The following is a 9,398-nucleotide window of genomic DNA, read 5'->3' on the forward strand; positions in this document are numbered from 1 at the left end:
CGACGGGCCGCGGGCCCACGAGGGACCCGCGGCCCGGTGACGCGGGAGTGACGTGCGGAGCGGCTCGCCCCCGGCGACCGGCCGGCGGTGAACCGCAGCCGTCATGGGGTCGGGATGTCCGACGGCAGGCCGGTCGGCAGACCGTCCGGCAGCGCGCCCGCCTCGCTCTTCTTGAGGGTGTCCTTCTTGCCGGCGTCCCACGAAATGACCAGCGTGGTCCCGTCGTTGGACTCGATCGAGCCCTTCGTGCGGTCGGTGTTCCCGTCCGCGCACTTCAGCGACAGCATCTGCTTGCCCATGTCCTGCACCTCGCCGGTGCAGGCATGACCGTCGGCGACGATCGCGGCGTTGGAGCCCTGGACGGACAGCGCGACCGGCTTCCGGTCGCTCAGGCCGGTCCAGGTGCCCTCGATGTCACGGGCTCTGCCCTCGCCGCCGCCGCTGTCGCCGCCGGCCTCGGTGGGCGAGGCCGTGGCCTTGTCCTTGCCGGCGTCGTCGCTGTCGCCGCTGCCGCATCCGGTCAGGGCGAGGGCGGCGACGAGGCCCGCCGCGACGGCCGATGTACGTACGAGCTTGAGCACTGATCTGTCCCCCTGATCGATAGCAAGACCGCGCCAAGCTACCAGCAGGACGTGCCCACCCCAGGGATGGAGCCGGCGTGCGCCTGCTCACGCCTCGGCGCCCTGGACAGCCGGAACTTCCGTCGGCGACCCCGCTGTTCGGCCGCCCGCCGCGCCTCTTCGCGGACACGCGCCGGACCGGCGTCCCTCGGCCGACGGCGTCGTCCGGCCTGCGCGACCGCTGCTGCAGCGCGCCCGTGCCCGGCCCGCGCGGGGGTGCCTTTGATAATGGAAATCATTTCCATATACTGGCGTCATGGCTCGCAACGACATCCGCCCGGTCATCAAGCTCCGCTCCACCGCGGGCACCGGCTACACCTACGTCACCCGCAAGAACCGCCGCAACGACCCCGACCGGCTGACCCTTCGCAAGTACGACCCGGTCGCCGGGCGGCACGTCGACTTCCGAGAGGAGCGCTGACATGAGGTCCGGCATCCACCCGCCCTACGCACCTGTCGTATTCCGCGACAAGGCCGCCGGCTTCGCCTTCCTGACCCGGTCGACGGCCACCAGCGACAGGACCGTCGACTGGGAGGACGGCAACACCTACCCCGTCATCGACGTGGAGATCTCCTCCGCGAGCCACCCCTTCTACACAGGGACGGCGCGCGTCCTCGACACCGCCGGCCGCGTCGAGCGCTTCGAGCGCCGGTACGGAGGCCGACGGTGACGCTGCCCGTCGTAATCGTCGGCGGGCTGCACGCCGATGCCCGCCGGGCAGCCGTGGAGCGGCTGCTCACCACGGTGCCCGGCAGCGTCGCCCTCCACCACGACCTCTCGACCGCCGGACGGGGCACGGTCGTCAGGACGGTCCGCGACGCACGGGGCGTCCGCGACACGGGGGAGACGCCGCTCGTCAACGACTGCGCCTGCTGCGCACTGCGTGAGGATCTGGTGCCCGAGCTGGCGCGGCTCGCCGCGGACGGTGCCACCGGTCTCGCGGTCGTCGAGCTGTGGGACTCGGTCGAGCCCAAGGCCATGGCCGAAGTGATCGCGGCGCACGGCGGCGAAGGTCTCGCCCTGACGTCGGTCATGACCGCCGTGGACCCCGCGCTGCTGCTGCCGTATCTCGCCAACGGCGACGACCTGGCGGACGCGGGGCTCGCCGCGGCGGCCACGGACCGGCGCACGATCGCGGACACCTGGGCGCGTCAACTGGAGTACGCGCCGGTCCTCGCCCTCGTCGACAGCGAGGAGGCGGACGACGAGGACCGCGCCCTGCTGGCACAACTGCACCCGACGGCCAGGCGGATCGCCGTGGACGATGAGGAGCTGGCCGCCGCGGCCGTCGCTGGGTTCGATGTGGACGCGGCCGCCGCCGCGCAGCATCCGGCCTGCGCGCGGCTGCCGCAGGAGGCCGACGACTGCGGCGTCGCCACCTATGTGTGGCACAGCCGCCGGCCCTTCCATCCGGAGCGCCTCTACCAGGCGCTGGAGGACCTGACCTGCGCGGCGGCCCGCAGCCGCGGCCGGTTCTGGCTCGCCGACCGGCCCGACACCCTGCTGGCCTGGGACGCGGCCGGGGGCGCGCTCTGTGTCGAGAGCGCGGGGCCCTGGCTCGCCTCGCTGCCGGACGCCGCCTGGGAGACGGTCCCGCCCGTGCGCCGGGCGGCCGCCGCGCTGGACTGGCACCCCGAGCACGGAGACCGCTGCCAGCACCTGGTGTTCACCTCGCCGGGCCTCGACCGCGACGGACTCCAGCAGCTCCTCGAGTCGTGCCTGCTGACCGACGCCGAGTACGCCGCGGGCCGCGAGGCCTGGAAGTGGCTGCCGCCCGTCTTCGACTCCCTCCTCGAGGTCTGACATGTCGGCCCGCGTCCCGGCTCGGCCGTCTGAACGGACGGGCACGGTCGTACGTATCCACCGGGGGCACCTGGAACCCGGCCGCGACGGATGGCACCGATCGGCGCGGGCAGACGTCTCCATGGGTGAGGCCGTCGCTGCTGTAACCGTGGGAACACCCCGCGTGCACGTGCATCTGCTCCTGCATTCGCTTCATGCATCTGCATGTGAACACAGCTATGATCCCGGATAGTTGACACCTGCACCTTGCACCCCGGGAGCGACTTGTGCACCAGGTCTACAACGGCATGGCGGCGACGGAGCTTCGCGGGGTCGTCTGGCAGAAGAGCCGGCACAGCAATTCACAGGGTTCGTGCGTGGAGCTCGCCAGACTGCCGGACGGCGACGTGGCGATGCGCAATTCGCGGCACCCCGACGGGCCCGCGCTCGTGTACACGCCCGCCGAGATAGAAGCGCTGCTTCTGGGCGTCAAGGACGGGGAGTTCGATCACCTGATCGCGGGGGCGTGAGGCCCGGCCGCTCCGGCGCACGCCGGGCCGGGACACGCGAGCGTGTCCCGGGCATGGGCGACCGGTTCAGACCGACGGAGGCGCCTGGTTCAGACGGAACAGCGCCCAGACCACCTTGCCGCGCAGCGACCCGGCGAGCGGGTGCCAGCCCCAGCCGTCGCTGAAGGAGTCGACCAGGAAGAGCCCGCGGCCGGACTCGGCGGCGAAGTCCTCCTCGGTCTCCCGCGACCGGGGGCCGTCGTGGCTGGGGTCACGCACCGCGCACACCAGCCGGCCGGTCCACCGCATCAGGTGCAACCGGACCGGGGCTTCCTTGGTGGGCTCGTGCGGGGCGCCGTCGGACGGCAGTGCGTGCCGCAGGGCGTTGGTCACGAGCTCGGAGACGACCAGGGCGACATCGTCGAAGCGTTCGTCCAGCTGCCACTGGCCCAGTGTGTTCTTGGTGAACATGCGGGCGCCGCGCACCGCTTCGAAGCGGGCGGGCAGGGCGCACGAGGCCGAGCTCGAGACGGCCGCGGGGTCGAAGGGGGGAAGGCCCTGCCGTAACGGCTCGAGCATGGTGGATCCATTCGGTCCCATGCGAGGCACTCCCGGGAATCGCGGCTGTGACGCTACAACACGAACGAGCACGCAGGTGCGCGAGGACCATGGTTCCGAATGCGTAGGGCAGATGCAAGGGCAGATGCACGTGCACGCGCCGGACCTGTCCGTCCCCGTGCCGGTTCTTGCTCATTTCTTCCACCAATATCTTGCGAGCTCTGCCTGACGCCTTCTCATTTCCGTAATCGAATGAGTACGGGCTGAAGCGTTTTGGTGGCAGAATCCGGCTCTTGGGGTTCGGGGGGACCTCCGGAAGCATCGGTGTCGAGCGAACAGAGCGTGCACAGCAGGGATGGGGAGGGTCGAAGTCGTGGCAGCAGGCGAGTCAGCGTGGTCGTGGGAACAGTCCCGCGCCGAGGGCCCGGGCGGAGGTTCGGTGGTGCGGCGCATCCTGCTGGGTTCACAGCTCAGAAGGCTGAGGGAATCGCGTGGCATCACGCGAGAGGCGGCCGGCTACTCGATCCGCGCGTCCGAATCCAAGATCAGCCGTATGGAGTTGGGCCGGGTGAGCTTCAAGGCGCGCGACGTGGAGGACCTGCTGACGCTCTACGGCGTCGCCGACGACAGCGAACGCGACGCGCTGCTCGGGCTCGCCAAGGAGGCCAACGTGGCCGGCTGGTGGCACAGCTTCGGCGACGTACTGCCCGGCTGGTTCCAGACATACATCGGCCTCGAGGGTGCCGCCTCACTGATCCGCATCTACGAAGTGCAGTTCGTGCACGGGCTGCTGCAGACCGAGTCGTACGCGCACGCCGTCGTCACCCGCGGCATGCCCGACGCGCCGCGGGCCGAGATCGACCGCAGGGTCGCGCTGCGCCTGGAGCGCCAGAAGACCCTCGTCTCCGAACGCGCCCCGCACCTGCACGCAGTGCTGGACGAGGCGGCCCTGCGCCGCCCGTACGGCGACCGGGCGGTGATGCAGGCCCAGCTCCGCCATCTGATCGAGGTCTCGGAGCACCCGAACATCACGCTCCAGGTGATGCCCTTCAGCTTCGGCGGCCACGCGGGCGAGAGCGGCGCGTTCACCATGCTGCGCTTCCCGGAGTCGGACCTCTCCGACATCGTCTACCTCGAGCAGCTGACCAGCGCCCTGTATCTGGACAAGCGCGAGGAGGTCGCCCAGTACGAGCGGGTGATGGAACGGCTGACCGAGGACAGTCCTGATCCGGCCGAGACCCGTGACCTTCTTCGGGGTCTCCTCCAACTCATCTGAAACATAAGTACGATGACGCAACATCAGACGTCCGTGCTCATGCCTCTGGAGTAAGGGATCACATGTCCTTCTTCACCGATCTGGCCCAGCAGTACATAGACGGCGAGTGGAGGCCCGGAACCGGCTCCTGGGACATCATCGACTTCAATCCCTACGACGGTGAGAAGCTCGCCTCGATCGCCGTGGCCACGGCCGACGAGGTGGACCAGGCCTACCGGGCGGCGGACCGCGCCCAGCGGGCGTGGGCGGACACCAACCCGTACGCCCGCCGGACCGTCTTCGAGCGGGCCCTTCGGATCATCGAGGACCGCGAGGAGGAGATCGCGGACGCGATCGTCGCCGAGCTCGGCGGCACCCGCCTCAAGGCGGCGTTCGAACTGCACCTCGCCAAGGAGTTCATGCGCGAGGCGGTGCACCTGGCGCTGCGGCCGGAGGGGCGCATCCTGCCCTCGCCGGTCGACGGCAAGGAGAACCGCGTCTACCGGGTGCCGGTCGGCGTGGTGGGCGTCATCAGCCCCTTCAACTTCCCCTTCCTGCTGTCGGTCAAGTCGGTCGCCCCGGCGCTCGCCCTCGGCAACGCCGTGGTCCTCAAGCCGCACCAGAACACCCCGATCTGCGGCGGCTCGCTGGTGGCCAAGGTGTTCGAGGAAGCGGGACTGCCCGCCGGCCTGCTGAACGTCGTGATCACGGACATAGCCGAGATAGGCGACGCGCTCATCGCGCACCCGATACCGAAGGTGATCTCCTTCACCGGCTCCGACAAGGTGGGCCGGCACGTGGCCACCGTCTGCGCGGCCAACTTCAAGCACGCGATCCTCGAACTCGGCGGCAACAGCGCCCTGATCGTCCTCGACGACGCCGACATCGACTACGCGGTGGACGCCGCGGTCTTCAGCCGGTTCGTGCACCAGGGCCAGGTCTGCATGGCCGCCAACCGCATCCTGGTGGATCGCTCGGTCGAGAAGGAGTTCACCGAGAAGTTCGTCGCCAAGGTGCGGACCCTCAAGGTGGGCGACCCGGCCGACCCGGCGACCCACATCGGCCCACTCATCAACTCCTCCCAGGCGGACGCGGTCTCCGCGCTGGTCGAGCAGACGGTGGAGGCGGGTGCGACGGCACTGCTGCACGGCGCCGCGGACGGCAACCTCGTCTCCCCTTCGGTGCTGACCGGCATCCCCGCCGACTCGCCGGTGCTCACGCAGGAGATCTTCGGTCCGGTGGCCCTGATCGTCCCCTTCGACGGTGAGGACGAGGCGGTCCGGATCGCCAACGAGACGCCGTACGGCCTGAGCGGCGCCGTGCACACCGGTGACGTGGAGCGGGGTGTGCGGCTCGCCAAGCGTGTGGACACCGGCATGATCCACATCAATGACGGCACCGTGCACGACGAGCCGATCGTGCCCTTCGGCGGCGAGAAGCAGTCGGGTCTCGGCAGGCTGAACGGCGACTCGATGCTCGACTCCTTCACGACCCAGAAGTGGATCTCGGTCCAGCACGGGCGCTCGCGGTTCCCGTTCTGACGAATCTTCCGACGCCGGGCCCTTGCGGACAGAACCTGACCGCAAGGGCCCGTAGCTTTTGAGGTGTCGGCAGGAGGGCGGACGGCCCTCCCCACGATCCGGAAGGCGGACACACCATGGTCACCCACGTTCCCGCGGAGGCCCACGGCGACGAGCGCGGCGCGCTCCTGTCCTTCGTCGAGGCGCAGCGGGGCGCGATCCGGCGCTCCGTCCTCGGTCTGACGGAGGAGCAGGCGGCGAGCCGGCCGAGCGCGAGCGAGCTGTCGCTGTCAGGGCTGGTCAAGCATGTGGCGGAGATGGAGCTGAACTGGCTGCGGCTGGCGCAGCAGCGGCCGAACGCGAGGCAGCGCAGCGAGGAGACCTGGGGCGACAGCTTCCGCCTGGTCGACGGTGAGACCGTGCCGGGTGTGCTGGGCTTCTGGGACTCGGTCGCGAAGGAGACGGAGGAGTTCATCCGCTCCGTGCCGAGCCTCGACGACACCTTCCCGCTGCCTCCGGCGCCCTGGTACCCCAAGGACGCGCGGGTCTCCATGCGGTGGCTGATGATGCACCTGGTCGAGGAGATCGCCCGGCACGCGGGCCACGCGGACATCATCCGCGAGTCGCTGGACGGCAAGGGCGCGTTCGACCTGATCGCGCTGGAGCAGGGTGGGGACTGGGGCGCGTGATGACCGCTGCGTACCCTGGTCAAAGTTGATTAGGAGGTACGCGGATGTCAGCGATCCGGCTTCTCGTCCTGGGGGCCGTGCGCCAGCACGGACGGGCGCACGGCTACCAGGTCCGCAACGATCTCGAGTACTGGGGCGCCCACGAGTGGTCCAACGCCAAGCCGGGGTCGATCTATCACGCGCTCAAGCAGATGGCGAAGCAGGGACTGCTGCACGCCCATGAGATCGCCCCGTCGACGGCGGGCGGGCCGCCGCGGACCGAGTACGAGATCACCGAGCAGGGCACCGAGGAGTTCTTCTCGCTCCTGCGGGAATCCCTGACGGCGCACGACCAGAAGACGGACGTGCTCTCGGCCGCGATCGGTTTCATCGTCGATCTGCCCCGGGACGAGGCGGTGGCGCTGCTCAAGGAGAGGGTGCGCGGTCTGGAGCAGTGGCGGGCTGCGGTCACCGAGTACTACACGCCGGAGGAGGGCCCCCAGTCGCTGGGCCACATCGGCGAGATCATGAACATGTGGGTGTCGTCCGCGGACTTCGGCGCGGAGTGGACACGCGGCCTGATCAGCCGGATCGAGGACGGCGCCTACACCTTCGCCGGTGAGGGGGAACCGTTCATCGGGGTGCGGGCGGAGGGCGACGAGAACCCTTACGCGACGGGCGAGCCGCATGAGGGCGATCTCAGCTAATCAAGTTTGACCAATCCAGTTCAGGGGACTATCTTACGGCGGTGGTCAAGTTTGACTACTGCCCCAAGGCTGCTGGAGGAGACGGATGACGGACGCGATCGTCGTCGAGGGTGTACGGAAGCGGTACGGGGACAAGCGCGCTCTGGACGGCCTGGACCTGACGGTGGCGCGCGGCACGGTGCACGGCGTGCTCGGTCCCAACGGTGCGGGCAAGACCACCGCCGTACGGGTCATGGCGACACTCCTGCGGCACGACGAGGGCGTGGTGCGCGTCGCCGGTCACGACGTGCGCACCCAGGCCGGCGAGGTCCGTAAGCGGATCGGCCTGCTCGGGCAGCACGCGGCGGTCGACGAAGAGCTCGGCGGACGGCAGAACCTCGAGATGTTCGGGCGGCTGTACCACCTCGGCGCACGCCGGGCGGGCGCCAGGGCAGACGAACTGCTCGAGCGGTTCGACCTCGCGGACACCGGACGCAAGGCGGTCAAGCTCTACAGCGGCGGCATGCGCAGGAGGCTCGATCTCGCGGCCTCGCTGATCACCGAGCCCGAAGTGCTGTTCCTCGACGAACCCACGACGGGACTCGACCCGCGCGGCCGGGCCGAGGTGTGGGCTTCGGTGCGCTCCCTCGTCGGCGCCGGCACCACGGTGCTGCTGACCACGCAGTACCTGGAGGAGGCCGACCAACTGGCCGACCGGATCTCGGTCGTCGACGCCGGACGGGTGATCGCGGAGGGCACGGCGGACGAGCTGAAGGCGAAGACCGGCGGCGACCGGATCGACGTGGTCCTGCGGGACGTGGACCGCCTCGCCCTCGTCGCCTCCCTGCTTCCCGGCGAGGCGACCGTGGACGCCGACCGGCGGCTGGTCAGCGCGCCGGTGAGCGACCGGATGGCCGCCCTGACCGAGACCGTGCGGGCACTGGAGGCGGCCGGGGTGGAGGCGGAGGACCTGTCCGTCCGCCGTCCCACCCTCGACGAGGTCTTCCTCCACCTGACGAAGGAGCACGCGGCATGAGCAGTTATGTACTGACCGACTCCTGGACCATGACCCGGCGCGAACTCGCGCACTGGGCACGGCAGCCCGTGCAGGTCGTGGTCGGGCTCGTGTTCCCCGTGATGCTGCTGCTGATGTTCGGCTACCTGATCGGCGGCGGCCGGGGCGTGGAAGGGGCCTACGTCGACTTCCTGATTCCGGGCATGCTGGCGCTGACCATGGCCTTCGGTCTGGAGGCGACGATGCTCGCGGTCACCCAGGACCTCAACAAGGGCGTCATCGACCGCTTCAGGTCCATGCCCATGGCGTCGTCGGCGGTGCTGGTCGGGCGCAGCTTCGCCGACATGCTCCAGTCGGCGCTCGGCCTGCTGGTCATGATCGGCGTCGGCCATGCCATCGGCTGGCGCTGGAACGGCGGCTTCGGCGCGCTGCTCGGGGCCGTCGGGCTGCTCCTGCTGCTGCGCTTCGCGATGCTCTGGGCCGGCATCCACCTCGCGATGGTCGCGGGGAAGCCGGAGTTGGTGCAGGCCGTGCAGATCCTCGTCTGGCCGGTCGGCTTCCTGTCCAACGCCTTCGCGACGCCCGAATCGATGCCGGGCTGGCTGGGCGCGGCCGTCGAATGGAACCCGATCTCGGCGACCGCGACCACGGTCCGCGACCTCGCCGGCATCCCCGACGTGGCCACGGGCTCCTGGGCCGCGGAGCACGCGGACCTGCTGGCGGTGGCGTGGCCTCTGGTGCTGGTCGCGGTCTTCTTCCCGCTGGCGGTCTCCCGCTTCCGGCG

At 70.0% G+C, this 9,398-nt stretch carries 13 protein-coding genes; 10 read left to right on the plus strand and 3 right to left on the minus strand.

Annotated features, from left to right (window positions below; translation table 11 throughout):
* Positions 1-101: 101 nt before the first annotated feature.
* Entirely contained in the window at positions 102-581 is a 480-nt protein-coding gene (locus tag ACWGH4_RS24250) for a hypothetical protein (RefSeq protein WP_453464454.1), read from the minus strand.
* Positions 582-619: 38 nt separating this feature from the next.
* Entirely contained in the window at positions 620-865 is a 246-nt protein-coding gene (locus ACWGH4_RS24255; protein ID WP_453464457.1) for a 30S ribosomal protein S14, read from the minus strand.
* A gap of 11 nt (positions 866-876) precedes the next feature.
* Between ACWGH4_RS24255 and rpmG the strand changes: the two genes are divergently transcribed.
* The 4 genes from rpmG to ACWGH4_RS24275 all read left to right on the plus strand — a co-directional run bounded on the left by rpmG (position 877) and on the right by ACWGH4_RS24275 (position 2,933).
* Positions 877-1,041: a 50S ribosomal protein L33 gene (gene rpmG / locus ACWGH4_RS24260; RefSeq protein ID WP_005314221.1), complete on the plus strand. Its 165-nt coding sequence runs from the start codon at positions 877-879 to the stop codon at positions 1,039-1,041.
* 1 nt (position 1,042) lies between these two features.
* On the plus strand, positions 1,043-1,291 hold the full coding sequence (locus tag ACWGH4_RS24265; RefSeq protein WP_453464461.1) for a type B 50S ribosomal protein L31: 249 nt from the start codon (positions 1,043-1,045) through the stop codon (positions 1,289-1,291).
* A complete protein-coding gene (locus ACWGH4_RS24270; protein ID WP_453464464.1) occupies positions 1,288-2,424 on the plus strand; it encodes a CobW family GTP-binding protein in 1,137 nt (378 codons plus the stop codon). The genes ACWGH4_RS24265 and ACWGH4_RS24270 overlap by 4 nt, the downstream gene beginning before the upstream one ends.
* A 266-nt stretch (positions 2,425-2,690) precedes the next feature.
* Positions 2,691-2,933, plus strand: a complete 243-nt coding sequence (locus tag ACWGH4_RS24275; protein ID WP_005314214.1) for a DUF397 domain-containing protein — start codon at positions 2,691-2,693, stop codon at positions 2,931-2,933.
* A gap of 66 nt (positions 2,934-2,999) precedes the next feature.
* Here the strand turns inward: ACWGH4_RS24275 and ACWGH4_RS24280 are convergent, their stop codons facing one another.
* On the minus strand, positions 3,000-3,512 hold the full coding sequence (locus ACWGH4_RS24280) for an ATP-binding protein (RefSeq protein ID WP_441263638.1): 513 nt from the start codon (positions 3,510-3,512) through the stop codon (positions 3,000-3,002).
* A gap of 313 nt (positions 3,513-3,825) precedes the next feature.
* On the opposite strand from ACWGH4_RS24280, the gene ACWGH4_RS24285 reads away from it, so the two are divergent.
* The 6 genes from ACWGH4_RS24285 to ACWGH4_RS24310 form a co-directional block, all read left to right on the plus strand.
* Positions 3,826-4,746, plus strand: a complete 921-nt coding sequence (locus ACWGH4_RS24285) for a helix-turn-helix domain-containing protein (RefSeq protein ID WP_356620710.1) — start codon at positions 3,826-3,828, stop codon at positions 4,744-4,746.
* A 62-nt stretch (positions 4,747-4,808) separates the two neighbouring features.
* Positions 4,809-6,266, plus strand: a complete 1,458-nt coding sequence (locus tag ACWGH4_RS24290) for an aldehyde dehydrogenase family protein (RefSeq protein ID WP_453464469.1) — start codon at positions 4,809-4,811, stop codon at positions 6,264-6,266.
* Positions 6,267-6,382: 116 nt separating this feature from the next.
* Positions 6,383-6,934: a DinB family protein gene (locus tag ACWGH4_RS24295; protein ID WP_453464472.1), complete on the plus strand. Its 552-nt coding sequence runs from the start codon at positions 6,383-6,385 to the stop codon at positions 6,932-6,934.
* 44 nt (positions 6,935-6,978) lie between these two features.
* A complete protein-coding gene (locus tag ACWGH4_RS24300; protein WP_453464475.1) occupies positions 6,979-7,620 on the plus strand; it encodes a PadR family transcriptional regulator in 642 nt (213 codons plus the stop codon).
* 85 nt (positions 7,621-7,705) lie between these two features.
* Positions 7,706-8,635 (plus strand): ATP-binding cassette domain-containing protein, encoded by a 930-nt coding sequence (locus ACWGH4_RS24305; protein ID WP_453464478.1) that lies wholly within the window; start codon positions 7,706-7,708, stop codon positions 8,633-8,635.
* The coding region (locus tag ACWGH4_RS24310; protein WP_453464481.1) for an ABC transporter permease at positions 8,632-9,398 on the plus strand (767 nt) is incomplete at its 3' end. The genes ACWGH4_RS24305 and ACWGH4_RS24310, both read left to right, overlap by 4 nt.

The organism is Streptomyces sp. NPDC054847 (assembly GCF_053610925.1).

What these genes read in the sequence shown, in the direction of transcription:
- ACWGH4_RS24265 (WP_453464461.1), top strand. Translation starts at nt 1,043, where the DNA reads ATGAGGTCCGGCATCCACCCGCCCTACGCACCTGTCGTATTCCGCGAC.
- ACWGH4_RS24290 (WP_453464469.1), top strand. Translation starts at nt 4,809, where the DNA reads ATGTCCTTCTTCACCGATCTGGCCCAGCAGTACATAGACGGCGAGTGG.
- ACWGH4_RS24285 (WP_356620710.1), top strand. Translation starts at nt 3,826, where the DNA reads ATGGGGAGGGTCGAAGTCGTGGCAGCAGGCGAGTCAGCGTGGTCGTGG.
- ACWGH4_RS24305 (WP_453464478.1), top strand. Translation starts at nt 7,706, where the DNA reads ATGACGGACGCGATCGTCGTCGAGGGTGTACGGAAGCGGTACGGGGAC.
- ACWGH4_RS24280 (WP_441263638.1), bottom strand. Translation starts at nt 3,512, where the DNA reads ATGGGACCGAATGGATCCACCATGCTCGAGCCGTTACGGCAGGGCCTT.
- ACWGH4_RS24255 (WP_453464457.1), bottom strand. Translation starts at nt 865, where the DNA reads ATGGAAATGATTTCCATTATCAAAGGCACCCCCGCGCGGGCCGGGCAC.
- rpmG (WP_005314221.1), top strand. Translation starts at nt 877, where the DNA reads ATGGCTCGCAACGACATCCGCCCGGTCATCAAGCTCCGCTCCACCGCG.
- ACWGH4_RS24300 (WP_453464475.1), top strand. Translation starts at nt 6,979, where the DNA reads ATGTCAGCGATCCGGCTTCTCGTCCTGGGGGCCGTGCGCCAGCACGGA.
- ACWGH4_RS24295 (WP_453464472.1), top strand. Translation starts at nt 6,383, where the DNA reads ATGGTCACCCACGTTCCCGCGGAGGCCCACGGCGACGAGCGCGGCGCG.